The organism is Nostoc sp. JL23 (assembly GCF_017115065.1).
GTDB classification, from domain to species: Bacteria; Cyanobacteriota; Cyanobacteriia; order Cyanobacteriales; family Nostocaceae; genus Nostoc; species Nostoc punctiforme_A.
Genome location: NZ_JABXKN010000053.1, coordinates 26,162 through 52,976 on the forward strand (window position 1 = coordinate 26,162; position 26,815 = coordinate 52,976).

The window sequence follows — 26,815 nt, forward strand, 5'->3', positions numbered from 1 at the left end:
GTTTGGGAGAAACATTGCAATATTCCTCATCAACATTACAACATCTATAAGGAATGTTGTAATATTTCTCATCAACATTACAATAATCCTTATTAATACTGTAATATTCCTCATCAACATTACGCCATCCATAAGGAGTGTTGTAATATTTCTCATCAACATTACAATATTCCTTATAAATACTGCAATATTTCTCATCAACATTAGAATATTTCGGTATAACCTATTTCCCAGCCGGACACACTGACTGTACTTTTTGGGGAAGTTGCCGACACATCTGCTGGAATCCTTGAGGATTAACTTGCCACCAAGCAAATAATCCCAGACTTGTACCCCCTACAAGTAACGCCAACACTCCCCCCAGCATTACCAAACGTTTATCCCACTTCGGTTTTGTAATTAAAGTTGGTGGAATTTCTGGGTTGAGAGGTGGTTCCTCTAAAAGATCCAAATCTAAATTTAAATCTAGATCCAAATCTAACAAAGCTTGCGAACTTTCTGTAAAAGAAGTTGGTTCTTCTAGTTCCTCTAGTTCTTCTAATTCCTCTTCCTGTATTTCTGCTTCTATAATCTCTTCTGGCAACGCCGGAGTCACAGGTACTAAGTATTCTGGAGAGACACGGCAATAAGTGAGAACAACCGAAGTATTATCACGTCCATTTTTTTCGTTTGCCAAGTTAATCCAGTTGCGGACAGCATCTTCAACTGTCATTTGCCCTGTTAACACTGGTATTGCGTAATCCTGCCAAGATTGCTCTACCCAGTTATTATCACTTAAACCATCAGAACAAAGTAGCAAAATGCCATCTTCTTCCACAATAAATCGCTGAACTTTGAGACGCAAAGATTCTGAATCTCTTGTTCCCAAAGCTTGAGTTAAGGCACTCGCATCTGGTCTAAAAAGTGCCTTTCGATACAAGCTTTTAGCAAGGCGTGCTTCTCGCGTTGCCACATCATCATCTACTGTCAGTAGCTGGCAATAATTGCGAGTAATCCAATAGGCGCGGCTATCGCCAACATTAGCCAAGTAAAGCTCATGGGTATTATTTGATTGCCACCCAGTACTTGTTTGGACTCGTTGTGGAACTTGCAACGCCATGACAATAGTTGTAGCCATGCGTTCTTTGCCCTGGCGTTTTTGTTCGTTATTGCGGGCACAAATTACATTATTTACCACCCGTAAACTCGCTTCTAATTGTTCCTGCAACAACTCAGGTGGTACAAGTGCAGTTTGTTCTGTCACCTCAGTTAATAAAGCGCGAATTTGCAACTTTACAGACTGCACTGCCATCTGACTCGCAACCTCACCGCCTTCATGTCCGCCAATGCCATCGCAAACAATCGACAAGTGGCGCAATAAAGGTTCATCGAAAGCGGCGGGAAACTCTATCCCCTTGTGGGTGGAGAGAGGCAGTCGCCCCGCAGCTTGGGGCATTGGGGATTGGGCATTGGTAACTTCTTCCCCATTCCCCATTCCCCATTCCCCATGCCCAAAAACTCCATCCACAAGGGGATGGAGTTTTTCATCTAAATCACTCAAACTATTGGGATAGCAAGCATCTTCATTTTGCGCCATCATTGGGCCAATATCTGTAGAACCTGCCACCTTCAAGACTAATGGCAATTCTGCCGCAGCTGCTAGTAATAAATTATTGAGTTGAATATTAATCGCCTCTAACTCAATCTCAGTTTCACACATCTCCTGGACAATGTTCTGTAACCCCTTAGCTACTGATGGCTTTGCAGAAGCTACCCAAAACTGCCAACACTCCCCCAGATTTTGTAAACTCAACTTTTCATCATTTGGTGTTTGGTAGAGTTCCAAAAGTCGCACACACCAACCTTCGACTCTCAAGTTCTCTATTACTAGTAAACTGTGGCTAAGTCCCAATTCTGCTAGAGGTGTCCAAAGTTGGAGAATTTGCCACAACCAATAAACTTGTCGTACTGCCGTGGCTTCCTCCCAAACCTCAACAATAGTTGGATAGATATTTCCTGTCTTATCTATCGGTGCATTTTCCAATAAGAGAATATCAGTTGTATCTTGCTCAAGATTACTAACAAATCCATAAGCCTGGGGTAGATGTAACCGCTCTTGATATAACTGTAAATAAGGAATTACTTCGGTTGGCAATTCTTCAGGTACATCTGGGGGTAGTCCCGGTTGAGTATCCAGCCAAATCTGTTGTTTAATTACCTCATACCTATCTGCAACCTTTGTGCCTGGTGGAATGTAAGCAGACAATGAGCCAGTCGCCCAAAGATAGCGGTGAACTAAAGGAGTTTGGCAACTGGCACAAACGTTATCTCCCATAGGATTAATGGGGCTATTACAGCGTGGATTTATACAAAAAATTATCAGTTGAGTAGAAATCATAAAACAAGAGTCAGGAGTCAGAATTCAGGAGTCAGAATTCAGGAGTTAGAATTTAGAATACTCTACCCAAAAAGGGATAGAGTTTGAGAATTGTAATATCTAATTACTTGTTTTGCGCTACCGCTGCGCTATCAAACAGTCTACAGAATTTATACTGGCTCCTGAGTTCTGAATTCTTCTTGATACATAAACTTCGATTAACTTTAGCTGGCAATGAATTGAAGGCTAGAATAAACTGGACTTATGTACCGCTAGCTACACCTTGTTACTGAAATCAATCAAAATTGTTGGTATAAATACTCAGTTTTGTTTTCTGTAAATAACTTATGTCTGGCTGTATCTAATCGTAGAAATGCATTTACGTCAATGTAGAGACTAGGATGGCGCTATGCCAAGTTTTACCTTAATCTGGCTTCTGGCAGGAGCAGTTTTGTGTTTAACAGAACTGTTTTTACCATCGGCGTTTGTCGCCTTCATGATGGGAATTAGCGCTTTTGTGGTGGCGCTGCTGTCTGGAGTGGGTATGGGAAGTGTATGGTTGCAAATTGTGGTTTGGCTCTTGCTTTCCACAGTTCTAATCGTACTTTCTCGTCGGTTTTTGCAACCAAGACAACGCAAATCAAAAATTCGGGATGCAGTCACAGCTGAAACCTTAACAGAAATTCTGCCTGGGAAAACAGGGCGGGTGCGGTATGAGGGAAATTCTTGGCAAGCAAGATGTGACGATGACAAATTTACCATACCACCACATCAAAGAGTTTATGTGGTTAGGAGGGAAGGTACTACTTTGATTGTTGTACCAGAAAATTTGTTGAATTCTTAAGTATTTGTTATTTGTCATTTGTCATTTGTCAAAATTCAATAGTTTTTCTGACTCTACTTCCTCATTCACCTTCTCCACTCCGCACTCCCTTTATTAAAAATTAGGAGATTTACAATGGAACAGTTCTTTTTACTAGTATTTTTAGCTCTTGGTGGTTCTGCTGTGGCAGGTTCTGTGAAAGTCATCAATCAGGGCAATCAAGCTTTGGTTGAAAGATTGGGTAGTTATAACAAAAAACTGGAACCAGGACTAAATTTTGTTGTTCCTTTCCTAGATAAAGTTGTTTACCGAGAAACTATCAAAGAAAAAGTCTTAGATATTCCTCCTCAACAGTGCATCACCCGTGACAACGTTGGTATTGAGGTAGATGCAGTGTTTTACTGGCGCATTGTGGATATGGAAAAAGCCTGGTATAGGGTAGAAAATCTCCAATCGGCAATGGTAAATATGGTGCTGACTCAAATTCGCGCCGAAATGGGACAACTAGAGTTGGATCAAACCTTTACTGCTCGTTCCCACATCAGTGAGCTTTTATTACAGGATTTGGATGTTGCTACCGATCCTTGGGGTGTGAAAGTGACACGGGTAGAACTGCGAGATATTATTCCGTCTCAGGCAGTGCGAGAATCGATGGAATTGCAAATGTCAGCAGAACGACGCAAACGGGCAGCAATTTTAACTTCTGAGGGTGAACGCGAAGCTGCTGTCAATAGCGCCAGAGGTAAAGCTGAGGCGCAAATATTGGATGCGGAAGCTCGTCAAAAATCGACAATTTTGCAAGCAGAAGCTGAACAAAAGTCGCTCGTTCTGAAAGCTCAAGCAGAACGTCAGCAGCAGGTTTTGAAAGCCCAAGCGATCGCAGAATCAGCAGAAATTATTGCCCAAAAACTCCAGACGAATCCCAATGCCAATAAAGCAGTGGAAGTACTGTTTGCTTTGGGCTATTTGGATATGGGCGCAACAATTGGTAGAAGCGATAGCAGCAAGGTCTTATTTATAGATCCGCGTACTATTCCTGCTGCTTTTGAGGGTATGCGTTCCGTTATCTCAAATGGTCAGATTGACTCTAACGAATTGTTTTCTAAACAAATCCCAGGATTAGAAAATAACCGCCCTAGTTAGGAATGGGGAGTAGCATTGATGTCAACTTAAGTTAAAACCCTTTCCAAACCTTGTTCCCAGTCTCAGACTGGGAACGAGACAATTACAATTATCTACTGACAATATTTTTTCAGCTATTCCTTCTCATAATTCACCCATAGAGCTTAACTTCGCTAAAATCGGCATTATCGAAGTTGACATCAGTCAGGTCGCAGTCTTCAAAGGTGGATTGCCACAGATCAGCTTGATTCCAGATAGTATTGCTAAAGTTGCAGCGAAGGAAGACGCAACTACTTTCATTGTTAATTCCAGTAAAGTCGGAACCACTAAAATCGGCTTCTTGGCAACTACAATGGTCGCCCCAAAGAGTATTTCGCAGATTAGCTTTCCTCAAAATAGCACCACTAAGGTCAATAATGAGGATGGAACCCTCCAGGTTGATGTTACAGAGGTCAACACCTCTCATCAATCCTTCACGGGAGTCCTCAATGATAACTTTGGTGAAATCTCACTCTCCAGCAGCATATCTACTCAACAATTCTTCAACAGTAATTCTTTGTCTTTTGACCTTCATTTTTCAACACCATTACTCGCTTTGGTTCGGACAGTAGCACTATAGCTAGTGATATCGGTGAAGCCCTTATGTATTAAATTTTCAAACCCCGTTAAAATATAGTTAATCTTAGATAGTTTCCAATGACAGCCCAAGAGTTAGAAACACAGTTACTATCCCTAACACCAGCCCAAAAGGTGGAAGCAATTCGCATCTTAACCCAAGGTATTAGTAGCAACAATGATGGAATTACCAAAACCCCTGGTGTAATGGGTGCTGATGCTTGTATTGCCGGAACACGCATTCCTATTTGGTTGTTGGTAAGTTATCGACGACAAGGTGCTAAAGATGCTGATATTCTAGATCAATATCCTCAACTTAGCGCAGCTAACTTGGTAACAGCATGGCTTTATGCTGAAGCATTCCCTGACGAAATTGATACTACTATTCGCGAACAAGAACAAGCTGATGCAATTTTAGATGCTTCTTAAAATATCCTGTTGATGTATGGCAAGGTTGTTAGCAGATGAGCAATTTCCGCGTAAATCGGTAGAATTATTACGTAGTTTTGGACATGATGTTATCACCATACAAGAAGCGGGCAAAGCCGGAATTTCTGATGATATGGTGTTAGAGTTTGCGATATTAGAAAATCGGGCTGTATTAACCATTAATCGTCGTGATTTTTTAAAATTGCATAAGATTAAACCCGAACATACTGGGATAATTGCCTGCAAAGATGATTTAGATTGGAATCGATTAGCAACAAATATTGATGCAGTGATTTCTACGGAATCAACATTAACAGGAAAAGTTATTCGCGTTAATCGATTTTCTTCTACAACGCTATAAACTTTATGCGTGACCTATTTGATAAAATTACAATGGCTACTGAAAAGAATACGATGTCTATGAAGGGCTACGCGTATGCACGACTCGTCCCATTCTTCTCATAATGAAATAATCAAGTTTTGATAAGTTGTAAATTATGACCTTATCTATTGAGCCAACCACAGCACTAAATGTAGAAGAGTTCTTAAAACTACCAGAAACAAAGCCAGCAAATGAGTATTTTAATGGGCAAATCTCTCAAAAACCTATGCCACAAGGAGAACACAGTGCTTTACAAATTGAATTAGCTTCTGCCATAAATCAAGTTGCAAAACTACAAAAATTAGCTTACGCCTTTCCTGAATTACGCTGCACATTTCAAGGTCGTTCCATAGTACCAGATATAGCCGTTTTTGAATGGCAAAGAATTCCATTGCTGCCTAATGGAAAAATTACAAATAAATTTGAAATTCCCCCAGATTGGATAATTGAAATCCTCTCACCGGAACAATCACCTAACCGAGTTATCAGCAAAATTACATTTTCTATTCAAAATGGAGCAAAGCTAGGTTGGTTGCTCGATTCTGCTGATGAGTCAATCATGATTTTTGAACCAAATAAATTACCAGAATTAAAAGAAAAGCAAGATATTTTACCAGTTTTGAGTGTTTTAGGAAATTGGCAATTAACAGTTGCAGATGTATTTAGTTGGTTGAGTTTTGTTTGAATAAAGCAGTTTCTGCCCAATACAAAGGAGCGATAACGCTTGTATCTAAATAAATCAACGACGTTCCTCTGTACGTCCATTTATAGCATTGGTATGATTATTGACCAATCTCAGTACCTTGATTCACCTGGCATTGACTGCACAACCCAAAAAACTCTAGGGTGTGGTAAAAAACTTTAAACTTATGGCTTGATTCTAATTGGTTTTCTAAGTCATGAACTGGGCATTGATTAATCGGAATTGAGACACCACATTGCAAGCAAGTAAGGTGGTGTTTATCTTGCTGCGCTAGGCTATAGAGGGCTTCACCGTTAGCCAAATTCCGCACTTGTACCATGCCTTCTAGTTTTAAGGCTTCTAGAGAACGGTAAACTGTTGCTAAACCCATGCTCTGATTTGTATTACGTAGTTCTACGTAAATATCTTGGGCGGAAATGCCTTTTTTGATAGTTTTCAGCAGGTTGAAAATACGCTCTTGACTGCGGGTGCGTATAGCTCTCATAGACAATTATTTAAGTATGGCACTGTAGTTTGAAGCTGTTAGATGAGCTAATCGATCGATTAACTTTAACCGCTTCGTAATCTTATTTTCACTCAGTTGGAACAGAAAGTTATAGTATAGCGATCGCAGCATTCAGCAAAAGCCCGTGCAAACCAAGTATCTAGCCAAAATTTTCGTGACCCTTCGTCCTTCAGTTTTAGACCCCGCTGGTGTGGCAGTACAATCCGGTCTTAAGCAACTGGGATACGATAACGTTGACCAGGTGCGGATTGGCAAGTACATTGAACTCACCATCACCTCAACTGAAGAGAAAAAAGCGCGTAAAGACCTTGATACCATTTGTGACCAAATGCTATCAAATCCCGTAATTGAAAATTACCGCTTTGAATTAATTGAGGTCGAAACTCAAACTGGGGTATTTTAGGGATTGGGCATGGGGCATTGGGCATGGGGCATGGGGCATCAATAGTACTTCTTCTCCTGCCTCCACTGCCTCCTCTGCCTCCCCTGCCTCCCCTGCTCCCCCTGCTCCCCCTGCTCCTCGCTCCCCTAACTAATCATGAAATTCGGTGTTGTTGTTTTTCCCGGTTCTAATTGCGATCGCGATGTTGCTTATGTAACCAGAGATTTACTGGGCCAACCAACGCGGATGGTTTGGCATCAAGAAACAGATATTGCTGATTTGGATGTCGTGATTATTCCTGGTGGCTTTAGTTACGGGGATTATCTGCGCTGTGGTGCGATCGCACGTTTTTCACCCGTGATGCAGCAGGTTATAGAACACGCTCAAAAGGGTAAGTTTGTCCTCGGTATTTGCAATGGCTTTCAGGTATTAACTGAAGCTGGACTTTTGCCAGGAGTGTTAACCAGAAACCGGGATTTACATTTTATTTGCGATCGCGTCCCGTTGAAAGTTGAACGTACTAATCTATGGACGCACGCTTATACAACTGGTGAAGTTATCACTTTGCCCATTGCCCACGGAGAGGGGCGATTCTACGCTGATGCAGCCACTCTCGCAGAAATTGAAGATAACGGGCAAGTCATATTTCGCTATGAAGGGGAGAATCCCAACGGTTCACTGAACAACATTGCCGGGATTAGCGATCGCCGGGGTAATGTGTTGGGAATGATGCCGCACCCAGAAAGGGCATCAGACGCAATGCTAGGGGGTAGTGATGGCTTGAGGCTGTTTCAAGGCTTACTAGAGAAAGTAGCGGCATTAGCGTAGAGCAAATATCGGTCAAATAAGTTGAGCGTTTTGCGATCGCTGTCTGCAAGATAGAGGAACATTCTTCTACAGACAGCGATTTATTTTTTGATTGGGAACTTTGAAGTATTTTTGACAACCAAGCCACGATGGATTAAGGGTTTAAAGCTAGCGATGCCTGCGGCGGTCTACGCTTACGCATTTCAGATTGTGGTAGAAAAACATCAGGGTAAAATTACTTGCCAATCTGAGTTAAATCGAAGCACAGAATTTGTAATCGCTCGATCGATTTCTCATCCTTGAGTTAGTAGCTTTTGAAATTTTATTCGTTCATTATGAAGCTTGCGTGTTCTAATCTTTTAGTAGACTTACAAAAGTCCGTGTACACAAAAAAACTTCCAGCCAGTTTTGGCAAGTTTTTGAGAACAAAGAGAGAAACAAACTTATGGGACTTTTCGATCAAATTCTTGGTGCTGTCGCTAATCCCAATCAACAGGGCAGCTTAGGTCAAATAGGAAGCATTGTTAATAGTGTACAGCAGTTGAGCAGTAGCACAGGCGCAGACCCTTCTACCATCCAATCAGTTTTGTCAATTGTGGGTGGTCAAGTGCGTTCTGCTTTACAAGACAAACAAGCCACAGATGGTAATGAAGCCACACAAAATTTAGTCAGTCAATATGCTGGTACTTCTCCCAACCCCCAAGCCGTCAATTCGTTGTTTTCTCCTCAGATACAACAGCAAGTAGCTCAAGTTGCAGCCCAGCGCACTGGGTTGGATGCTGGTATAGTTCAACAATTGCTGCCTTTGGCAGTACCTTTGGTGCTAAAGTTTTTGCAATCAGGAGCCAATGCTCAAAATCCCCAAGCTGGCGGAAATCCTGTCCTAAATTCCTTCTTGGATGCTGATGGTGATGGTGATGTCGATATTGCTGATGCCATCCAAATGGCTAGTCGATATATGAGACAGTAACAGTTTTCTCCCAACTCCCCACTCCCTTCCGATAAACCAGACATCGGTAATTATACCTTGCTAGATTTTTAGCTAAGACATAGGCTGAGAACATGATAAATTTATAAATATAAATCAGACAGTCTATGTCTAAATTATTTGACTGTATTACTGACGAACTGCAAGACTTTATTGCTGCCCAATACATTTTCTTTGTTGGCTCTGCACCTTTGAGTCCCACAGGTCATGTTAACCTGTCTCCTAAAGGTCAGGACTGCTTTCGCATCCTTTCTCCCAACCGAGTAGCTTATGTAGACCTCACAGGTAGTGGTAACGAAACATCAGCCCATTTGCAAGAAAATGGGCGGATAACCTTCATGTTTTGTGCCTTTCAAGAACCTCCGTCTATCTTGCGTCTTTACGGTCAAGGAACCACGATTTTACCGAGTTCTCCAGAGTGGGACTCGTTGTATTCTCAGTTTTTGCCGATACCTGGAACTCGTCAAATTATCGTCGCTGACATTGAAAAAATCCAGACTTCCTGTGGTTTTGGCGTACCACTCTATGAATATCAAGGTCAGCGCCAGACTCTATTAAACTGGGCTAGTAAAAAAGGCGAAGAGGGAGTTCGAGAATATCAACAAAAGAAAAATCTTGTCAGCATTGACGGTTTAGCGACACCACTGAGTAAATTACCCTAACTTTGCCTGATGGATTATTCTATTAATCCATATATTAACGATTAAAGTAAAGGAGTCAGCAATCGAGAGACTCTCACAGCTAACTTGAACCAAAAAGGTTTTTTATCGTACTCATTAAGATCGACAGCAACACAGACAGCTAAATCATCCTCTAACATCTTTTTTACACTTTGGACAAACCCACACTCGGTAACAAAACCCATAACTTCAAAATTTAGGGAAAAAGAGCGATTATCTAAGTTAACAGTTCCTACCCCTGCTAGATTCTCATCAATGACTATAACTTTCTGGTGCATAAACCCATTTTTGTAACGATACAACTTGATACCGATTTTTTCCATTTCGGTGTAGTAAGAGAAGGAACATAAATAAACAAATAAATGATCGGGTCGATTTGGTAAGAGAATTCGCACATCAACACCTCGCATTGCTGCCAGTTTTAAGGCTGACAATGTTGCCTCATCCGGCACAAAATAGGGACTAGCAATCCAGAGTTGAGTTTGAGCTTGATTAATTAGTTCGACGAAAAAAAGCTTACAAGCTGGCAGATGATCTGCGGGGCCTGTAGGAAGTATAAATACAGTTTGATTTGTTTCCTGATTAATTTTTACCTGCCAATTAACTTCGAGAAGTTTTCGAGTTGCCCAATACCAATCTCGCACAAACGAATTTTGTAGGCTTTGTACACTTGGGCCTTCAAGCATGATATGAGTGTCGCGCCAGGGACTCAAGCGAGGATTTTTTCCTAAATATTCATCACCAATATTTAGTCCACCTACAAATGCTATTTCTCCATCCACCACCAAAATTTTTCGATGATTGCGAAAATTAAACTGGAACCGATTACCCTGACCTTTAGTGGTGTTAAATGCACTCACTGCAATTCCATGCTGTTGTAGAGATTGGATATAAGGGCGAGATAGTTTCTTGGAACCAATTTCATCGTAGAGAAAGTAGATACTTATTCCTTGCTTGGCTTTAGCAATCAACGCTTCTTTAAACTCATTACCTGATTCGTCATCATTAACAGTATAGAATTGAAACAAAATATAATTTGTCGCCGATGCAATCTTTTTCAGCATCGCTTCATAGGTTTGTTGACCATTAATCAGTAATTCGGCAGCATTCCCTGATGTGAAAGAAATGTCTGTAAAAGCCTCCGCTAAGGGTTGCAACTGGACTAGATTATCTGGTGGTGCAACCTGAAATTTAATCAGTTCGCTATAAGTCGAATGAAAAAGCTTATAGTGTTGTGCATAGACTGAGCGCAGTGTTTCAGCATATCCATGAAATTTAGTTCTTCCTAAAATCCAATACAATGGAATCGCTAGCCAGGGAAAGGTAATTAGAGAAATGCTCCAGGCAATTGCCCCTTGAGAAGAACGCACATTCATCACTGCATGGGCTGCATGTATAACTCCTACGACATGAACAACAACTGTAGCTGTGCTAAAAATAGCGAGAACACCAGCATCTACAAGCATCTTAATTTTTATTGAGTATTGGTATAACTAAATTCTGCCAGCAATGGCTTATGATCGGATGAACAAATTTGGTCTAGCACTTTCGCACTAGCTTTCTTCACACTGATATCTCGATAAAAGATATGATCTAAAGGGGGTGACAACAGGAAGCGTTTAATTTTCTCCTTCTCATCAGGTGCGAAAATTACAGGCGTTAATCCTAATTGAGTTGTTATTTGATTGAGAATAACTGCTCTTTTTCGACTCCAAGTATTGAAATCTCCTGAAAATATTAGTGGCCCCCGATGTATAGATAAGGCTTGCTCTAATTCATTTAGTTGGATTTTAAATTTATTTATATCTACAAAATTGATCAGATGAGTATTGATTGTCATGAGAGTTATGCTTTGCTCAGATAGCAGATACTCAGTGATTAAAGAAATCTTAGGAGTTTTAACAATCGGTTCATAATGTTTAGTAGTTATAACTTTTTTTGTAATCGGACTGATTGTCGATGCTGTAAATATTCCTGAATAAGTTTGATGATGAATATCTACGAAATTAGGAGCAAAACTCCAATTCATTTTCAACCATTTTGCCCATTCGTCTGCCTCTAACTTTAAAGAGAACTCTTGTAAAAATATGAGGTTTGGTTGATAAGTTGCAATTATTTGTGAAAAATCTTCTAGCCAAGTGTTATTATAGTTTTGTTTAGCAATATTCCAACTAAGAACTTTAATTGATTGACTATTAATTTCTGTTTGAATTGAATTATTTTTATCAATTGTGAGTTCTTGTAAGCGAAAAAATCTATAACCCGGAACAAATTTCGTAACTAGAGTGTTTACGTGTTCTTGAATATTAGGCATTACTAATATTAAAATGGATTTATTCTAGCTTAACGCTATTAAACAGTCGTTAGAGAAGAATAGCACGTTTGTAAAGCTATAAGCTATGCTCCATAAGCACTAGAGCTTGAACAGTGTCAGGATGGCTCGGGCGATTTTCCTGGATAGACCTTACAGTTTACCAGAGTGGCTTAAGAGAGCGATCGCAATCCTAAATGATTTGTAAAAAAATTCACGTCCTAGCTAACCTCATCTCCCCAAAGCATCAAAGGGACTATAGGAAGGTTATAACTCTTTCAAATTATCAATATCTAATAGGACTTACGCAAAACTATGATAAAACGAACCGCGTTCGCGCAGCGTCTCGTTAGAGAAGGACGCAAAGGACACGTTCGCCCTTGGCGTTCCCGAAGGGTAGGAATAAGAGTTTGAGAGAGTTTTTGCCTAAGTCCTGTCTAAAAAAGAATGTAGAGACATAGCATTGCTATGTCTCGGCATAAGGGTTCTAGATAACACATATTTAATTTCTGGAAATGTCTAGTAGCAATATCTCTTTGATTTGCATCTAGAATTTAAGTTTTTCTTATTTGTTATTTCACTAAAATTCATATTGGGGAATAACTTCTGTCTCATTCTTTGCTGCATTTATCCACTCTTGCATTGCTGGAAGTGCCAAAATTGACTCAACATAATCTCTAGAAATACTATCTAACTGCACATCATAGGCGATAAACCGCAGCACAACTGGAGCAAAAAATGCATCGGTAATCGTGAAATTGTCAAACAAAAAATTGCCACCACTTCCAAACTTTTGACGTGATTCTTGCCAAATATTAGTAATGCGGTCAATGTCTTGTTGTACGCCGAGTTCTAAACCTTTACCAGGATATTTAGTACGGCAGTTCATTGGCATATTCTGACGCAAGTTTTGAAATCCTGAGTGCATTTCTGCACTGACAGAACGAGCTAATGCTCTTGCGGCCTTATTCTCTGGCCACCATTGCAGGGTTGGAAAAGTTTCAGCTAGATATTCACAAATAGCGAGAGAATCCCACACTGTTTGCGTATCGTGCAATAACACAGGTACTTTTCCTGATGACGAGTATTGCCGAACCTTTGATGAAAAATCTGGGTTGTTGTAGAGAGAAATCCGAATCTCATTGAATTCCAAACCGAATTGCTTCATCGCTAACCAAGGACGAAGTGACCAAGATGAATAATTTTTGTTGCCGATTACCAAAGTAAGTTGTGTCATGTTTTTAATACCTATAAAGTTGTTCAATCCACATAAACACATCAGTTTCGGAACCCGAAGAGAAAGATTTTCCGGTTGCCGGGTCGTAAGCTTGCCAATAGATATTACCGTGGCGGTCAACCTTTTGCCAAACTTGTAATTCATTAGGATCTACTAGGAGTTTTTTGACAAAATTTGCCCAAATCAGATGCAGAGATTTCCAAAAGTTTGAGTGGATTTTTTTTGGAATGACGGACTACAATTTATTTCTATATCTTCTGTTGATAGACACTTAATGTTATTGTTCATAAAATTATTCCTGAAAGTTGCTCAGTAAATAAAACAGTAACAACATCTCAGTTAGGAATCAAATCATGGCTTGCATAGGTTCTATAAATGGGATTTATAGATATGAAAAATCACTAATACAACCTTTTTGCCACAATAAAGTCAGGATGTGTATACCCTTGTTCTCATCAATTGCCTATGAAACTCTCCCAACTCCGAGCCATAGTTGCAGTAGCAGATCGTGGTAACTTTAGTGAAGCAGCCTTAGAATTGCAGCTTTCCCAACCTGCAATTAGTCATGCGATCGCTACCCTAGAAGAAGAATTAGGTGTGCCATTATTTGCGAGAGGTCGTCACGGTGCTGTGCTGACACCTGCTGGAGAGCGCATTTTGTATCATGCGCGTCAAGCAATGCAGCATCTAAAAATGATGCAACACGAAGCAAACTTGCATAAAGGTTTACATGGTGGTCATGTACGAATTGCGGCTTTTCGGAGCGTCGCTACCCATCTATTACCAAAAGCGATCGCTCAATTTCACAATCAATTCCCAGAAATTGCTGTCACAATCATAGAATGTGGTGCTTTCACGGATGTAGAGCAGTGTTTGCATGATGGACGTGCCGATATTGGTATTACCTGTCTGCCAACTGGCGAAGAATTTGAAACCTGGGAAATTTTTCGGGATGAGTATGTAGCTTTACTACCACCAGATACCAAAATTAGTAGTTCGCAAATTACTTGGGAAGACATCGCAGCCTATCCGCCGGTTTTGCTTCCTTGTACACCCTGTGGACGCATTCTTCACAACCATCTGAAGACTTTGGCAATTCCAATCCATACTGCTAGCGACATTCAAGAAGATTCCACAGTCGTTAGCATGGTGAATCAAGGATTAAGAGCAGCTATTATGCCTCGTTTAGCCGCTGTACCCATTCCCCCAAAGGTGCAAGTATACAGTTTACCCGCACCGCTCGAAAGAGTAATTGCAACTGCAACTTTATCTAATGCTCTGCAAGTACCTGCGGTATTCACCTTTTTGGAGATGTTGAGTAAATTTGATTTTTATAGTTTAGCTAAATTCACTTATTGAATACATCCGAATTACGAATTAGTTAAACCAATGCCTCCTTTAGCGAATTCTTCAACAGTTTTTTGGCAGAATTCATGAGTTGCGATCGCCTGCAACATTGCCAATGGTAAAGTTAAATGATCCGCACCAGCTTGCAACGATGCAACTGCTTCTTCAGGAGATTTGATACTAGCTGCCAAGATTTCTGTATCGCTACCTTTGAGTACGCTAGCCATATCCCGCACTAAGGCAATACCGTCACCTAACAATCGAGTAGCTCGATTTACGTAAGCTATGGCAATTTTAGCTCCTGCTTCTCGTGCGACTGCTGCCTGTGCTGCACTATAAATAGCTGTCACCGAACAGGTAATTTCTGGTGATAGACTCGCCACCACTTCAAACCCTAACGGTGTTGCGGGAATCTTCAAAATTGTTTGTGAACCAATAATCTCGAAAGCTTTTCTACCTTCAGCTAGCATCCCAGCTTTATCAGATGCCATAAGTTGATAGTATAACGGGCCATTTGTCAAGGCAACCAATTTTTTGAGCGTGGTTTCTGGTGGAGTATCGCTTTGAGATAATAGCGTGGGATTTGTGGTAATACCTTTTACCCATCCCCAAAGCTTAACGGCTTCAGCTTCCGATGCGATCGCTGAGTCTAGATATAGTGCCATACTTAATTCCTCACTTTTACTATCTGCATTTCTCCTGCCATACACCCTACATCGTTCAGAAGCTCCGCACTGATATTTCTGCCGATTCTTATCAGATAAGCATTTTACTTGTTTATCTATGCTTTTTTATAGCGGTTCTCAATTGCGTGAAATACAGACCTAACCCCCAGCCCCTTCCCTGCGAGGGAAGGGGAGGAGCATCAATGCCTCTCTCCTTTTAGGAGAGAGGTCAAAATGTATTGCTTCCATTCGAGAAGCGCTATAAATACCTACCCTTGAAAGCCACTATTCATTCCCCTTTCCTGAAGAAATGCATCTAATGTAAATCTATCCGGTAGCGAAGTTTGTGCGCCTGGTTTTGTCGCTGTCAAAGCACCTGCTGCTGCACCCCAAACAACTGCTTGATGTAAGGAAAGTCCTTCAAAAAGTGCCGCCGCTAAACCACCATTAAAAGCATCGCCTGCGGCTACTGTATCAACTGCATGAACTGAAAACGCGGGTACAAAAAACTTTTCTTCAGCAGTGGCACAAAAAACACCCTTAGCACCTAGTTTGACGATCGCACATTCCACACCCCGTTGCAATAAAACCGCAGCTGCTTTGGCGGCTTGTTCTTCTCCATTCACAGGAAAACCCACCAACTGCGCTGCTTCAACTTCATTCGGTGTAATAATATCAACCAATGGATACAATTCATTTGGTAAATTAGATTGTGCGGGTGCGGGGTCAAAAATTACTTTTATATTTGTACCTTTTGCGGCTTTAGCAGCAGCAACCACGGCAGTAATAGGAATTTCTAGTTGTAAAAGTAGTGCTGTCGCTTCTGGTAAAAAGTGGGATAATCGCTCTATATCTTCTTGATTGACGCGCCCATTTGCACCAGGAATGACGACGATTTGATTTTCACCAGTCTGACTCACGGTGATAATAGCGACTCCAGAACTAACAGTTTTATCCACAAAAATGTTATCAGTCTGCACACCAGATGTTTGCAAATTGTTAACAAGTTCCTTACCAAAATCGTCTGCACCTACACGCCCTACTATCTGGGTAGGAATGCCCAATTTTGCTAATGCTACGGCTTGATTGGCTCCTTTCCCTCCCGAAACTTTAAAAAAATCTTCTCCTAGTAACGTTTCTCCTGCAACTGGCAACCGGGGTGTTGTTACTACCAAATCTATATTGATGCTGCCGAAGACGATAATACTCATGATGCTGATCTTAAAGTTATTCAGATTGATATTATAGGAGGCGATCGCAGTGGTTTACACTACGCTAATACAGTACTCAGGTATTGTACTAGGACATAGAGACATCGAACACAACCAAAAAAAATATACTTAGTTATACTGTAAGTAAATTTATCCCTTTGAGAACATTTAATAAAGAGGAGGCTATAAGGTGGTAAGACTTCAATTAACACATATTAAAAATAAGTTAAACGAAACACTGACTGGATTAATTGACATATCAGATCATTTGAACAAAGCTGAGTCAGAAAAGCAGAAAGTGTTACTCTCAAGAAGTTATGCCGCCTATAGCTTAATGAGTCTTGCATCATTGGAACCTGAAATTGCTGCTCAAGCAATTGTCGATGGCTATGGAGATAATGGAATTGATGCTATCTACTATGATGAAAGTGAAAAAATATTTTGGATAGTTCAATCAAAATGGATTGAATCTGGCAATGGAGAACCTGATACGGGTGAGATACATAAGTTTATACAAGGTATCAAAGATATAATTGATTTTAAATTTGAAAAATTTAATCTAAAAGTCAATAATAAACAAATTTTAATAGAGAAAGCATTGGCTGATTATAGCGTAAAAGTTAAAATTATTCTTGCTTATTCAGGTACAAAATTAGGCGATCATAATCGCCAAATAATATCAAATTTATTAGAAGAAAATAATGAAGCTAGCGAATTATTTTTTTGGGAAACATTTTCTCTATATGAAGCTCATAAAGCATTATCAGCAAGCTTGGAAGGTAAACCTGTTAACGCAGATTTAAATTTAACAAGCTGGGGACAAATAGAGGAACCTTACCAAGCAATATATGGACAAATCGATGCTCAAACTTTGGCGGAAATTTGGTTAGCAAATGGAGAGAGTTTATTTTCAAAAAACATCCGAAGTTTTGTTGGTTTAAGTGATGTAAATGATGGTATTCAAGATACTTTATTAAGCGCACCACATAACTTTTTATATTTAAATAATGGAGTTACAGTTTTATGTCATAAAATACACAAAAAACCTATGGGTGGATCAGATAAGTCAATTGGATACTTTCACTGCGAAGGAATCTCCATTGTAAATGGGGCGCAAACAGTTGGAACTATAGGTAATACTTATAAAAAAGATGCTGAAAAAGTTAATCAGGCTAAAGTATTTATAAAACTAATCTCTTTAGAGAATTGCCCTCCAGATTTTTCTCTTAGAGTGACCAAAGCTACTAATACTCAAAATAAAGTCGAAAATCGTGATTTTATTTCACTAGATTCTCTGCAAGAAAAATTAAAGATAGACTTTGCTTTAGCTGGCATTAATTATTCTTACAAAAGAAATGATAAAAAATCACCAGTAGATAGTAAGAACTGTAGTTTTGAAGAAGCAATTATAGCACTAGCGTGTAGTTTAAATGAAATCCGCTATACACTTATGGCAAAAGATAAAATAGGCAAGCTATGGGAAGATGTTAACAAACCTCCTTATACAGAGCTTTTTCATGAAAACATTACGGCAATAACGATTTGGCGCAAGATTCAAATAATGCGCGTGTTAGATACTAAACTAACTCAAAAACAAAATAGTAATGTTGACAAAGAGAAAGGAACTTGTATATACGGTAATAGATTTATTCTTCATATGATATTTACTTATGTGGGTAAAAGTAAATTATTTATTTCTGATTCAGATTTTGAAAAATATCTTGAAAATGAACTTCCTGAATTAATAGATAATGTAATTACCAAAACATTGGAGGGTTTAAATAGTAAATATCCTCAGAAATTAGTATATCAATTTTTTAGAAATTTAGAAAATTACAAATCTCTAAAAAATTTAATTTTAGAATATCTCCCTGTTCAGTAAACACCATAGTTTTGATTGCAGCCTTCTAACCAGATGCAAAAGCTGCTTCTAAAATAGCCCGATTTACAGAGCACATAACCAAAATCGCCAGTATGCTTGAAACTGCCTGTCTAGCAAGTTCAATACTTTGAGTTTGTCTGCGGGCGATGTAGAAAATATCAGTGAGTGTTGTTGCAGTCACGTATCCAACCACTTGTCCAGAATCGATCAAATTAAACAGGGCTTCGGCATCTTGCAGAAATGGCTCTCGGTCTAGCAAATAATCTAGAACGATGTTGGTATCAATCAAAACTCTCATTAAAGATATTTCTCCACCCAACATTCTTCTAGCATGAACTCCACTTGTTCATCAGTCGGCGCTGGCTTGTCGGTCTTCAATAAACCTTTCATCTGCTTGATGATGCGCGATCGCTCAGGTAGTTGGGTTGGAACATCTTGCAAGGATTCAATAATCGCACGGACAAGTTCAAGACGATCGCTCGCTGGCAGTTGACGGGCTTGCTCTTTAAGCTCTTGCAGGGACATAGAAAACACTCCGACAAATGCTGTATCTAAATTTTAGTATCAGCTATCAACCCTTAACTAAAGATAAATCTGGTGTCAGCCTTTGCAAAACTTGCTTCAATACCATTACCGTCCAATCTATATCAGCTTCCGTCGTCTCACGCCCCAATGTGATGCGAATTCCGCCCAAGGCAGCTTTTTCGGAATAACCCATCGCTAACAATATCGGGCTAGGACTAAGTTTACCACTATGACAAGCAGCACCAGCACTGATGCCGATGCCAGCAAGGTTTAGCTGTCGTACTAAGGTTTTACCGCTGAGTTTTTCCCCATCGGCGTTTTCTAGACACATACTGATATGGTGAGGTAAACGATCGCAGTCATCCCCTGTAGGAATTAAACCAGGAATTTCAGCTAATTGGGCAAAGGCGCGATCGCGTAATTCAATTAACCGTGGTGTTTCTGTAGCTAATTCTTGCGCTGCTAATTCTGCTGCTACACCAAACCCCGCAATTATCGGTACTGCTTGCGTACCAGAACGCAGTCCCATTTCTTGCCCACCACCACTCAATAAAGGCATCAATTCCACACCAGGACGCACATACAACGCCCCTGCACCTTGGGGACCATATATTTTATGACTAGAAAGGCTAAGTAAGTCTACTGAGAGTTGTTGCACATCTATAGGTAAACGTCCCGCAGCTTGTACGGCATCTGTATGGAACAAAGCACCATGCGATCGCACTATCTTACCCAGTTCTGCGATCGGTTGCACAGTCCCAACTTCACTTTGACCGTAAATTATAGAAACTAAGGCTGTGTTATGTCGCAACGCCGCCTTTAAATCCAAGGGATTAACTCTGCCTTTAATATCTACAGACAAGCGCGTAACTTCCCAACCCCACACTTCTAGCAACCGCACTGTCTCAGAAATTGCGGAATGTTCAACGCTGGAGATAATTATATGTTGAGGTACAGCATACAACCGAGCCACACCCATAATCGCCAAATTATCTGCCTCAGTGCCACCAGAGGTAAAAACGATCGATTCAGGGGTAGCGGCGTTAATTAAACCAGCAACTTGGACTCTGGCTTGTTCTACAACTGTTGCCGCCCGTTGTCCCCACTCATGTAAACTAGAAGGATTGCCCCACTGTTGAGTGAGGATTGTTTGCATAACTGCGATCGCTTCTTTTCGAATCGGAGTAGTGGCGCTGTAATCTAGATAAATTTGCATATAACCGATAATAGTGAGAACACATGTTAGTGATAGACTGCGGATTTGTCAGGATATACAGTTTTTGTGGACAAATCCTGAAAAAAATATCTGTAATTTTACATCTAGCAGTGAATTTTTTCCTTGACTTGCAAACTTATTTCTCTACTTAATTCTGAATACAAAATTTTGGGAATGATAAATATATCCACTCCCAATCCACTTTTAACAGATTACAGTGCAACTTCTCTCTAGACAAAGATATTTTTTATATATCTTTTTACTGATATTCTCCCTCCCTGGTTGTCAACGAGTTCAGTCCTACAATCAGCGTCCAGCATCCTTACCACAAGACCCGTTAATTCAAGCTTACTTTAACCATTCTGAGTCTTCAGAATACCAAGAAGCTTACCGTCAGCAAACTCGCCTGGGGGATGATTTAGAAAAACAGATTGTGGATGCGATTACAAATGCTAAATCCACAGTAGATGTAGCGGTGCAAGAATTACGTTTACCCAAAGTTGCCCAAGCATTGGTTGATAGACAAAAAGCTGGGGTAAAAGTCAGGATAATTTTAGAAAATCTTTACAGCCGACCTTGGAGTAGCTTAACATCTGCTGAAGTAGGTAAGTTAGATAAAAGAGAACAGGAACGTTACAACGAATTTCGCAAATTTATTGATATTAATCACGATAATCAACTCAGTCCAACCGAAATCAATCAAAGAGATGCTTTAATGATTTTGCAGAATGCCAAAATTCCCTGGCTAGACGATCGAGCCGATGGTTCAGCAGGTAGCAGCTTGATGCATCATAAATTTGTGATTGTGGACAATCGCCTCGTAATTATCACTTCAGCTAATTTTACATTAAGTGATACTTCTGGTGATTTTACAAATCCTAGTAGTTTAGGCAATGCCAATAATTTATTGCAGATTGACAGCCCAGAATTAGCATCTTTATTTATAGAAGAATTTAACATTATGTGGGGTGACGGGCCGGGAGGTCAAGCAGATAGTCGATTTGGTTTGCAAAAGCCGATACGTTTACCTAAACAAATAACTTTGGGTAATACCAAAATTACTGTGCAATTTTCGCCTACTTCTCCAACTCAACCTTGGAATAACAGTAGTAATGGTTTAATTGGTAAAACTTTAGATTCAGCAACCAAGTCTATTGATATGGCGTTATTTGTATTTTCTGAACAGCCTCTTGCCAATATTTTAGAAAAACGCCATCAACAAAGTGTGCAAATTCGCGCTTTAATTGAACCACAATTCGCCTACCGTCCTTACAGCGAAGCCTTAGATATGATGGGGGTTGCTCTGAGTAACAAATGTAAATATGAAATTGACAATCATCCTTGGCAAAATCCAATTACAACCGTAGGCGTACCTGTGTTACCCAAAGGCGATTTATTGCATCACAAATTTGGTGTTATTGATAGTCAAACAGTAATTACAGGTTCTCATAATTGGTCAGATGCTGCCAATAATGGTAACGATGAGACGCTTGTAGTGATTGAAAATCCGGTTGTTGCTGCTCATTATGTGCGAGAATTTGCTCGTCTTTATACCAAAGTCAAACCCGGTTTACCACCAGCAATTCAAGAAAAAATCAAATTAGAACAAACAAGGTGTCCCCAGATAAAAACTTCTTCATCAACTGAGTTACAAGCTATTCAAAAAGTCAATATCAACACTGCAAGTTTAGAAGAATTAGCAACTCTCCCTGGCGTGGGTAAGAAGTTAGCACAGCGAATAATTATTAGTCGTCAACAGCAAAAATTTACATCTTTACAAGACTTAGAGCGAGTTCCAGGAGTGAGTGCTAGAACTTTACAAAAATGGAGCGAACGTTTGACTTGGTAGGATAGCACAGTTGTGCTACCCTACGAGAGTCTATATTCTACTTAGTTAAAAAGATGTAAGATTACACAAATGCGATCGCTAGCTAGCTAAATCAACCAAACTGCGGAAATGCCCATTCTGAGAAAATCGTTCTGCGATTATTTTTTGATAAACCGCCTCATAGCCATCAGTCATGTGCTTAACACTGAAAAGATTTTCGACATACTGACGACAAGCATAGCGGTCTAACTCTACGACGCGATCAATCGCACTGATGCACTCTTGAATATTATTGCACAGGAAACCCGTCTTACCCTGAGAAATTACCTCCTCAGCAGACCCCAATTTCATCGCAATCACTGGCGTACCTGAAGCCATTGACTCAATCATCACCAATCCAAAGGGTTCCCGCCAAGTAATCGGAAACAGAGTTGCTACTGCACCACCCATCAGGGCATTTTTTTGAGCATGGTTGGCTTCGCCTAGATACTCAATTTGCTCTCCGTCAATGTGCGGTTTAATTTCTTTCTCAAAGTATTCCACATCAACGACATCTATCTTACCTGCCATTTTTAAATGCCAACCAGTTTCTTTGGCAATTTCTATGGCTAAGTGCGCTCCCTTCTCTGGAGATATCCGACCTAAAAACGCTAAATAAGGAGAATCTTCTGGTTGGGAGTGAAATTCATAACTGCTAACATCAATTCCGTTGTAAACCGTTGCTATAGAGTTTAAACCTAACCTTGGTTCTCGTTGTGCATTGGAAATATTGACGTAGGGTTGTTTTTTACCAAAACTAAACATCTTTTCGTTGTCAGGGGTAAAAGTACCGTGCAACGTGTGAACCGTAGGAGTTTTTACTAGATTTGCATAAGGCAGTGCCCCATACCCGATATGGGAGTGAATAATATCAAACTCTTCTGCGCGTTCATACACCGAAGCTAGATTTAGCATCTCGTAAATGCCGTAATCTTTGATAGTAGGATCGAGTCTGAGGGCACGGGGATGAACTGACGTTAGTTTTGCCAGACTAATAGAATCTCCCGATGCAAATAAAGTTACTTCGTGTCCGCGTCGGACTAATTCATCGGTCAGTAACCCCACTACTAACTCTACGCCACCATAAGCTGGAGGCGGAACTCTTTCCCACAGTGGAGCTAATTGAGCAATTCGCATCATAAACCTCCTAAAAAATAAAAATTGAATTAAAAGTTTTTTATTTCTGTTGTTTGAGTGCTTGTAATTGATTCACTTGGCATGAAGAAAGGAACTTTAGCTACTAAACTTCTTAACAAGTGCCTTTAAATTTTATGCTGTTACTTCTAGAAATTTTGTCTATCCTAGTACGGAAATTACCCACTCCTAAAGAGGTAGCTGAATTCTATGTTTATTAATTTTTATATGATTTATGGCAGTTTCCAATAGAAGTTTTTTTATAAATATGAAATTTTGAGTATCGTCAAATACTGCTATTAAAAGGTAATTTTGGGTAAAAAAGCTCTATTTATGACTGTCAATTATCTAATTTTAAAATGTTAATTAAACAATAAACTGTATAAACCTCTTTGGGAGGCTTTCCGTACTCTAAAGGATCATCTCTAGCCGCTCAAAAGGTAAATTTTCGTAAAGTAGGTACTTTTAAATCAGAAGCAGCAATTTTTCTTATAAGTTTTATCTAAGTTCTTAAAAACGAACAATTAAGCTGACTTTTAACGTTCTATGGAAAAGCCTGCAAAAAACCTAACCCCTAACCGTTGTGATGGGGAGCGTCCCAGTTTTTTGCAAGGAAGACGAAAATGTAAAATTAGAAAAAATTCAAGCAAGAAGAGAGGAATTAGAGATCAAGACTTTATCGTAAATTCAAGGGTTTAAGAACCTGCAATCTATATGTAGCAACCATTTCAGTCGGGGTTTAAATCCCCGTCTGAAATATCTTTAATTTTGAATTTTGTTAGCGCAGCGTAAAGCCTTCTCTTCTCCCAAAGGGAGACGCTACGCGAACGAGAGGCTTCTCTTTCAGAGACGCTAACGCGAACGGCATGGCAACTCTTACGCTAGCGCGAACGCTTAGAGCGAGTCCGCGTACTCTTACAGAGAAGCAAGCTACGCTTTTAGCGTCTCGTAGAGAGCGTCATTTTGAATTTTGAATTGTTAACCCTTCTGCCCCTTGCCTTCTACTTCCTAATACTAAGGTGACTGATTTAACACCCACTTCAACCACTGCCTAAAGGAACTTATAGTATTCAACCTTTGGACTCCAGGCGCACGAACTGCGGCCAGTCCATCAACGGCGACTAATGCGGCGTATTGCAAGCCTAAGAAACTATCAACTGCGGCATAAGGGCCACCTAAAGTAATCGCTCCCGCAGCATACATTTGACCTCGATCGCTACGCATTTCTACCAATTCAAAATTGTTCGCTACAGTCAATCGCCCCAGATGATTCACTGGTAAATTGTAATGTTTCACCAAATCTGCTAACAGGGGATTGGCATCCACCTTGGCATCCAGTCCAGTAGCATCAACAATAAAGTCAGCTAGCAATTTCATTTCCCCAAAGCTTTGCTCTCGAATACGGGTAATAGTCCGGTTTTGGGCATCTCGTTCCACATCCAGCACCTCACCGAAGGTAATTTGATACCAGCCTTCGCTTAACCCTTGGGCAGTAATTTGCTGCCAGTCTTGGCGGTCGGCGGTGGTAGTTCCACCCCAGTCTGCTAGTAAACGCTTGCGTTCATCGGGGGTGGCTTTTTCTAACATTGCCCGGAGTTCGCCGCCCCAACAGGCTTTCGGCCAGTTAAAGGGTTGAAATTCGTAATGATTTTTGACTAGGCGCTGGGTATTTTGAAATTTGTTACCTTGGGGTTTAGGCGATCGCATTAAATGCAAAACTGCAATATTCCGATTTCGTTTTCTAGCTTCATAAATTCGCTGCACAATCCGCGAAGCCACAATTCCTCGCCCCCGAATCAATACCGTACCACCATGTTGCTCTAGTTGCTCATAAACATGATCGTGAGCTTCATAAGCATTGACGACAGATTTAAAGTCTTGATATTTTTCCCTATAAGCTTGCAAATCTGGGAGAAACTGAATTGCTGGATATCCAGTAGCTAAATGTAAATAACGACTAACTAAAAAAGCATAATTTCCTGGGCCGCGAGAATAGGCTACGCAATATCTGCCATCATCAGTTTTGCGAATTACCCTAACTCGCCCATAGCGATAAATTTGATTCCAGCCAATGCGCTTTGTCTCCCTATCTATGGAATCAAAGACGTTACCCGCACGAGGAGTATAAGTTTCTGCAAATGTTGGTTCAGCAAAAACTTGCCACAAATACTTGAATCCTGACTTTATCTCTCCCTTGGCTAAGTCTCCCCAAGCTTCACGCAAAGCATAACTAGGCCAACCCCAAATATTATCGGGACAAGAGTCAGAATTAGAACGCAGTCTTTCATATAAAGGAATTTGCGAATTCAGACAGAGGCGCTTGTAACGGGCATAAGGTTCCGCCTCTAATCCCAAAGCTACAATTTTGTCAGCACGTACACCACTAATTCGCAACAAATCAGCCCATAAAAAGCTACCCAATCCCGCCCCGATCGCTAGATAATCAGATTCATCTACTGGTAATCCTGTAGCATGAAGTGCTTGCACAGAAACCTTTTGTGCCTGAAATGCCAATGGCGGGAAATTACTTGCCACGGGCATTAGCGGCTGAACTACAGGCAAACTGGGGTCTGGGCGATTGGTATTTGCGTTGAAGTGAATCGTTGAAGGGGGGCTAGTATCTGGTGCAGAGGCGCTAGCACCAAATGTCACTGCGATCAGATACGGGCCAATTTGCAACGTATCGCCATTAACCAGGACACTGCGCGTTTGTGGTTGACCATTGACATAGACACCGTTAACGCTACCTTGGTCAATCACTACTAAATGATCTTGTTCCCAGTCGATTAGGGCATGGTAGCGAGAAACTTCATTACTGTTAAGCAGCATCCGAGAAACCCGCATTCCCCTGAGTTCAGCAGGTAAGCGAGCAAATTCTCGACCAAAAGCGATCGGCATATTCAACAGTGGTTCTCGCCGTTCACCCGTCGCTGGTTCGTCCCAACTTAATTGGATTTGTAAGTCATTGGTCATTTGTCATTTGTCATTTGTCATGGAAAAAACTCTTCTCCAGTCTCTACTCCTAACTCCTAACTCCTACCTCCCAACTCCTAACTTCTAACTACCAACACACTCACAGCCGCAGCTAAAGATGTGCCACACCAATGACAGCCAATTTGTAGATTCTCTGCTGGGGAAACTTTATGACATTTGGGGCATTCTAAGCCATAAACTCCTGGCGGTGGTGCGGGGGGTATTGGTGGATGGTGGTGATGTCCGAGATTTAATGCTGGATTGGGTGGTAGCAAAATTGTTGCTGGAATGCTACCTGTGGAAACGCTTGTAACGTTGAGTTTTATTTGTCCCAAAGAGATGCTAGTGCCCTCAGTTAAAGGCATTTCACCTTGGACTAATTGCCTTCCATCGACAACGGGGGGATTTTGCGATCGCAAATTTCTGATATAAAAGCGCTGTTGCTGGTGATGAAAAAATATTTCAACGTGCAGTCCAGACACAGTAGGATGACTCAGAACAATATCGCACCGGAGGGGGTCGCGACCGATGCGGACAGTGCCATGATTTTGACTTGGCTGTTGTTCGTAAATGCTCTGAGTTTTATTTTGACCTGCATCGTGCCACTGTAAAGTTAGTGCGTTCATGGTTCTAACTTCGTAAATCGTATTTAGCT

General features: G+C 40.6%; 27 protein-coding genes. 13 read left to right on the plus strand and 14 right to left on the minus strand.

Annotation, left to right across the window (positions count from 1 at the left end; genetic code table 11):
• Window positions 1-223: 223 nt before the first annotated feature.
• Window positions 224-2,377 carry a protein phosphatase 2C domain-containing protein gene (locus HWQ42_RS10985; RefSeq protein ID WP_292811850.1) on the minus strand — a complete coding sequence of 718 codons (2,154 nt, stop codon included), beginning with the start codon at window positions 2,375-2,377 and terminating at the stop codon, window positions 224-226.
• 388 nt (window positions 2,378-2,765) lie between these two features.
• Between HWQ42_RS10985 and HWQ42_RS10990 the strand changes: the two genes are divergently transcribed.
• Window positions 2,766-3,200, plus strand: coding sequence for an NfeD family protein (locus HWQ42_RS10990; RefSeq protein ID WP_292811852.1), 435 nt, complete (start codon window positions 2,766-2,768; stop codon window positions 3,198-3,200).
• 114 nt (window positions 3,201-3,314) lie between these two features.
• A complete protein-coding gene (locus tag HWQ42_RS10995; protein WP_292731638.1) occupies window positions 3,315-4,322 on the plus strand; it encodes an SPFH domain-containing protein in 1,008 nt (335 codons plus the stop codon).
• 130 nt (window positions 4,323-4,452) lie between these two features.
• On the opposite strand, the gene HWQ42_RS11000 is transcribed toward HWQ42_RS10995, so the two are convergent.
• Window positions 4,453-4,767: a pentapeptide repeat-containing protein gene (locus HWQ42_RS11000; protein WP_292811854.1), complete on the minus strand. Its 315-nt coding sequence runs from the start codon at window positions 4,765-4,767 to the stop codon at window positions 4,453-4,455.
• Between the two features lie 230 nt (window positions 4,768-4,997).
• Here HWQ42_RS11000 and HWQ42_RS11005 point away from each other — a divergent pair, with 230 nt between their 5' ends.
• The 3 genes from HWQ42_RS11005 (at window position 4,998) to HWQ42_RS11015 (ending at window position 6,412) form a co-directional block, all read left to right on the plus strand.
• Window positions 4,998-5,345, plus strand: a complete 348-nt coding sequence (locus HWQ42_RS11005; protein ID WP_292811857.1) for a DUF433 domain-containing protein — start codon at window positions 4,998-5,000, stop codon at window positions 5,343-5,345.
• A gap of 16 nt (window positions 5,346-5,361) precedes the next feature.
• On the plus strand, window positions 5,362-5,706 hold the full coding sequence (locus tag HWQ42_RS11010) for a DUF5615 family PIN-like protein (protein ID WP_292811859.1): 345 nt from the start codon (window positions 5,362-5,364) through the stop codon (window positions 5,704-5,706).
• Between the two features lie 136 nt (window positions 5,707-5,842).
• On the plus strand, window positions 5,843-6,412 hold the full coding sequence (locus tag HWQ42_RS11015) for a Uma2 family endonuclease (protein WP_292811862.1): 570 nt from the start codon (window positions 5,843-5,845) through the stop codon (window positions 6,410-6,412).
• A gap of 97 nt (window positions 6,413-6,509) precedes the next feature.
• On the opposite strand, the gene HWQ42_RS11020 is transcribed toward HWQ42_RS11015, so the two are convergent.
• Window positions 6,510-6,914, minus strand: coding sequence for a Fur family transcriptional regulator (locus tag HWQ42_RS11020; protein ID WP_292811864.1), 405 nt, complete (start codon window positions 6,912-6,914; stop codon window positions 6,510-6,512).
• A 145-nt stretch (window positions 6,915-7,059) separates the two neighbouring features.
• Here HWQ42_RS11020 and purS point away from each other — a divergent pair, with 145 nt between their 5' ends.
• From purS to HWQ42_RS11045, 5 genes are all read left to right on the plus strand, one after another.
• On the plus strand, window positions 7,060-7,338 hold the full coding sequence (gene purS, locus HWQ42_RS11025; protein WP_099102896.1) for a phosphoribosylformylglycinamidine synthase subunit PurS: 279 nt from the start codon (window positions 7,060-7,062) through the stop codon (window positions 7,336-7,338).
• Window positions 7,339-7,473: 135 nt separating this feature from the next.
• Window positions 7,474-8,145: a phosphoribosylformylglycinamidine synthase subunit PurQ gene (gene purQ / locus HWQ42_RS11030; protein ID WP_292811866.1), complete on the plus strand. Its 672-nt coding sequence runs from the start codon at window positions 7,474-7,476 to the stop codon at window positions 8,143-8,145.
• 111 nt (window positions 8,146-8,256) lie between these two features.
• Complete coding sequence (locus HWQ42_RS11035) at window positions 8,257-8,427, plus strand: hypothetical protein (protein WP_292811868.1); 171 nt, start codon at window positions 8,257-8,259, stop codon at window positions 8,425-8,427.
• 142 nt (window positions 8,428-8,569) lie between these two features.
• Complete coding sequence (locus HWQ42_RS11040) at window positions 8,570-9,094, plus strand: DUF937 domain-containing protein (RefSeq protein WP_292811871.1); 525 nt, start codon at window positions 8,570-8,572, stop codon at window positions 9,092-9,094.
• Between the two features lie 125 nt (window positions 9,095-9,219).
• A complete protein-coding gene (locus tag HWQ42_RS11045; RefSeq protein ID WP_292811873.1) occupies window positions 9,220-9,774 on the plus strand; it encodes a pyridoxamine 5'-phosphate oxidase family protein in 555 nt (184 codons plus the stop codon).
• A 41-nt stretch (window positions 9,775-9,815) separates the two neighbouring features.
• Here HWQ42_RS11045 and cls read toward each other — a convergent pair whose 3' ends face one another.
• The 3 genes from cls to HWQ42_RS11060 all read right to left on the minus strand — a co-directional run bounded on the left by cls (window position 9,816) and on the right by HWQ42_RS11060 (window position 13,340).
• Complete coding sequence (gene cls / locus HWQ42_RS11050; RefSeq protein WP_292811875.1) at window positions 9,816-11,258, minus strand: cardiolipin synthase; 1,443 nt, start codon at window positions 11,256-11,258, stop codon at window positions 9,816-9,818.
• 8 nt (window positions 11,259-11,266) lie between these two features.
• Window positions 11,267-12,106 (minus strand): endonuclease/exonuclease/phosphatase family protein, encoded by an 840-nt coding sequence (locus HWQ42_RS11055; RefSeq protein WP_292811878.1) that lies wholly within the window; start codon window positions 12,104-12,106, stop codon window positions 11,267-11,269.
• 577 nt (window positions 12,107-12,683) lie between these two features.
• Window positions 12,684-13,340, minus strand: a complete 657-nt coding sequence (locus HWQ42_RS11060; RefSeq protein WP_292811880.1) for a glutathione S-transferase family protein — start codon at window positions 13,338-13,340, stop codon at window positions 12,684-12,686.
• A gap of 465 nt (window positions 13,341-13,805) precedes the next feature.
• On the opposite strand from HWQ42_RS11060, the gene HWQ42_RS11070 reads away from it, so the two are divergent.
• Complete coding sequence (locus tag HWQ42_RS11070) at window positions 13,806-14,699, plus strand: LysR family transcriptional regulator (protein WP_292811883.1); 894 nt, start codon at window positions 13,806-13,808, stop codon at window positions 14,697-14,699.
• 11 nt (window positions 14,700-14,710) lie between these two features.
• Here the strand turns inward: HWQ42_RS11070 and HWQ42_RS11075 are convergent, their stop codons facing one another.
• Window positions 14,711-15,352 (minus strand): transaldolase family protein, encoded by a 642-nt coding sequence (locus tag HWQ42_RS11075; protein WP_292811886.1) that lies wholly within the window; start codon window positions 15,350-15,352, stop codon window positions 14,711-14,713.
• A 269-nt stretch (window positions 15,353-15,621) separates the two neighbouring features.
• Entirely contained in the window at window positions 15,622-16,563 is a 942-nt protein-coding gene (rbsK, locus tag HWQ42_RS11080) for a ribokinase (protein WP_292811889.1), read from the minus strand.
• A 190-nt stretch (window positions 16,564-16,753) separates the two neighbouring features.
• On the opposite strand from rbsK, the gene HWQ42_RS11085 reads away from it, so the two are divergent.
• Window positions 16,754-18,445, plus strand: a complete 1,692-nt coding sequence (locus HWQ42_RS11085) for an AIPR family protein (protein WP_292811891.1) — start codon at window positions 16,754-16,756, stop codon at window positions 18,443-18,445.
• A gap of 25 nt (window positions 18,446-18,470) precedes the next feature.
• Here HWQ42_RS11085 and HWQ42_RS11090 read toward each other — a convergent pair whose 3' ends face one another.
• Genes HWQ42_RS11090 through HWQ42_RS11100 form a run of 3 tightly spaced genes read right to left on the minus strand, consistent with a single transcriptional unit; the run spans window position 18,471 to window position 20,186 of the window.
• On the minus strand, window positions 18,471-18,743 hold the full coding sequence (locus tag HWQ42_RS11090) for a PIN domain-containing protein (RefSeq protein WP_292811893.1): 273 nt from the start codon (window positions 18,741-18,743) through the stop codon (window positions 18,471-18,473).
• Complete coding sequence (locus tag HWQ42_RS11095) at window positions 18,743-18,970, minus strand: hypothetical protein (protein WP_292811895.1); 228 nt, start codon at window positions 18,968-18,970, stop codon at window positions 18,743-18,745. Before HWQ42_RS11095 ends, HWQ42_RS11090 begins: the two co-directional genes overlap by 1 nt.
• A gap of 46 nt (window positions 18,971-19,016) precedes the next feature.
• Window positions 19,017-20,186 (minus strand): cysteine desulfurase family protein, encoded by a 1,170-nt coding sequence (locus HWQ42_RS11100; protein WP_292811897.1) that lies wholly within the window; start codon window positions 20,184-20,186, stop codon window positions 19,017-19,019.
• Between the two features lie 217 nt (window positions 20,187-20,403).
• On the opposite strand from HWQ42_RS11100, the gene HWQ42_RS11105 reads away from it, so the two are divergent.
• Window positions 20,404-22,035: a DUF655 domain-containing protein gene (locus HWQ42_RS11105; protein ID WP_292811899.1), complete on the plus strand. Its 1,632-nt coding sequence runs from the start codon at window positions 20,404-20,406 to the stop codon at window positions 22,033-22,035.
• Between the two features lie 78 nt (window positions 22,036-22,113).
• Here HWQ42_RS11105 and HWQ42_RS11110 read toward each other — a convergent pair whose 3' ends face one another.
• The 3 genes from HWQ42_RS11110 to HWQ42_RS11120 form a co-directional block, all read right to left on the minus strand.
• Window positions 22,114-23,190 carry a glycosyltransferase family 4 protein gene (locus HWQ42_RS11110; protein ID WP_292812006.1) on the minus strand — a complete coding sequence of 359 codons (1,077 nt, stop codon included), beginning with the start codon at window positions 23,188-23,190 and terminating at the stop codon, window positions 22,114-22,116.
• 1,011 nt (window positions 23,191-24,201) lie between these two features.
• Window positions 24,202-26,160 carry an FHA domain-containing protein gene (locus tag HWQ42_RS11115; RefSeq protein ID WP_292811902.1) on the minus strand — a complete coding sequence of 653 codons (1,959 nt, stop codon included), beginning with the start codon at window positions 26,158-26,160 and terminating at the stop codon, window positions 24,202-24,204.
• A 77-nt stretch (window positions 26,161-26,237) separates the two neighbouring features.
• Window positions 26,238-26,786 carry an FHA domain-containing protein gene (locus HWQ42_RS11120; protein ID WP_292811904.1) on the minus strand — a complete coding sequence of 183 codons (549 nt, stop codon included), beginning with the start codon at window positions 26,784-26,786 and terminating at the stop codon, window positions 26,238-26,240.
• Window positions 26,787-26,815: the final 29 nt, after the last annotated feature.

Excerpts from the sequence above, each read along its gene's own strand:
- HWQ42_RS11110 (WP_292812006.1), bottom strand. The coding sequence starts at position 23,190 with ATGCGAATTGCTCAATTAGCTCCACTGTGGGAAAGAGTTCCGCCTCCA.
- HWQ42_RS11015 (WP_292811862.1), top strand. The coding sequence starts at position 5,843 with ATGACCTTATCTATTGAGCCAACCACAGCACTAAATGTAGAAGAGTTC.
- HWQ42_RS11090 (WP_292811893.1), bottom strand. The coding sequence starts at position 18,743 with ATGAGAGTTTTGATTGATACCAACATCGTTCTAGATTATTTGCTAGAC.
- HWQ42_RS11040 (WP_292811871.1), top strand. The coding sequence starts at position 8,570 with ATGGGACTTTTCGATCAAATTCTTGGTGCTGTCGCTAATCCCAATCAA.
- HWQ42_RS11115 (WP_292811902.1), bottom strand. The coding sequence starts at position 26,160 with ATGACCAATGACTTACAAATCCAATTAAGTTGGGACGAACCAGCGACG.
- HWQ42_RS11020 (WP_292811864.1), bottom strand. The coding sequence starts at position 6,914 with ATGAGAGCTATACGCACCCGCAGTCAAGAGCGTATTTTCAACCTGCTG.
- HWQ42_RS11100 (WP_292811897.1), bottom strand. The coding sequence starts at position 20,186 with ATGCAAATTTATCTAGATTACAGCGCCACTACTCCGATTCGAAAAGAA.
- HWQ42_RS11005 (WP_292811857.1), top strand. The coding sequence starts at position 4,998 with ATGACAGCCCAAGAGTTAGAAACACAGTTACTATCCCTAACACCAGCC.
- HWQ42_RS11075 (WP_292811886.1), bottom strand. The coding sequence starts at position 15,352 with ATGGCACTATATCTAGACTCAGCGATCGCATCGGAAGCTGAAGCCGTT.
- purQ (WP_292811866.1), top strand. The coding sequence starts at position 7,474 with ATGAAATTCGGTGTTGTTGTTTTTCCCGGTTCTAATTGCGATCGCGAT.
- HWQ42_RS11095 (WP_292811895.1), bottom strand. The coding sequence starts at position 18,970 with ATGTCCCTGCAAGAGCTTAAAGAGCAAGCCCGTCAACTGCCAGCGAGC.
- HWQ42_RS11045 (WP_292811873.1), top strand. The coding sequence starts at position 9,220 with ATGTCTAAATTATTTGACTGTATTACTGACGAACTGCAAGACTTTATT.
- HWQ42_RS11010 (WP_292811859.1), top strand. The coding sequence starts at position 5,362 with ATGGCAAGGTTGTTAGCAGATGAGCAATTTCCGCGTAAATCGGTAGAA.
- HWQ42_RS11000 (WP_292811854.1), bottom strand. The coding sequence starts at position 4,767 with ATGAGAGGTGTTGACCTCTGTAACATCAACCTGGAGGGTTCCATCCTC.
- rbsK (WP_292811889.1), bottom strand. The coding sequence starts at position 16,563 with ATGAGTATTATCGTCTTCGGCAGCATCAATATAGATTTGGTAGTAACA.
- HWQ42_RS11060 (WP_292811880.1), bottom strand. The coding sequence starts at position 13,340 with ATGACACAACTTACTTTGGTAATCGGCAACAAAAATTATTCATCTTGG.
- HWQ42_RS10995 (WP_292731638.1), top strand. The coding sequence starts at position 3,315 with ATGGAACAGTTCTTTTTACTAGTATTTTTAGCTCTTGGTGGTTCTGCT.
- HWQ42_RS11055 (WP_292811878.1), bottom strand. The coding sequence starts at position 12,106 with ATGCCTAATATTCAAGAACACGTAAACACTCTAGTTACGAAATTTGTT.
- HWQ42_RS11120 (WP_292811904.1), bottom strand. The coding sequence starts at position 26,786 with ATGAACGCACTAACTTTACAGTGGCACGATGCAGGTCAAAATAAAACT.
- cls (WP_292811875.1), bottom strand. The coding sequence starts at position 11,258 with ATGCTTGTAGATGCTGGTGTTCTCGCTATTTTTAGCACAGCTACAGTT.
- HWQ42_RS10985 (WP_292811850.1), bottom strand. The coding sequence starts at position 2,377 with ATGATTTCTACTCAACTGATAATTTTTTGTATAAATCCACGCTGTAAT.
- HWQ42_RS11070 (WP_292811883.1), top strand. The coding sequence starts at position 13,806 with ATGAAACTCTCCCAACTCCGAGCCATAGTTGCAGTAGCAGATCGTGGT.
- HWQ42_RS10990 (WP_292811852.1), top strand. The coding sequence starts at position 2,766 with ATGCCAAGTTTTACCTTAATCTGGCTTCTGGCAGGAGCAGTTTTGTGT.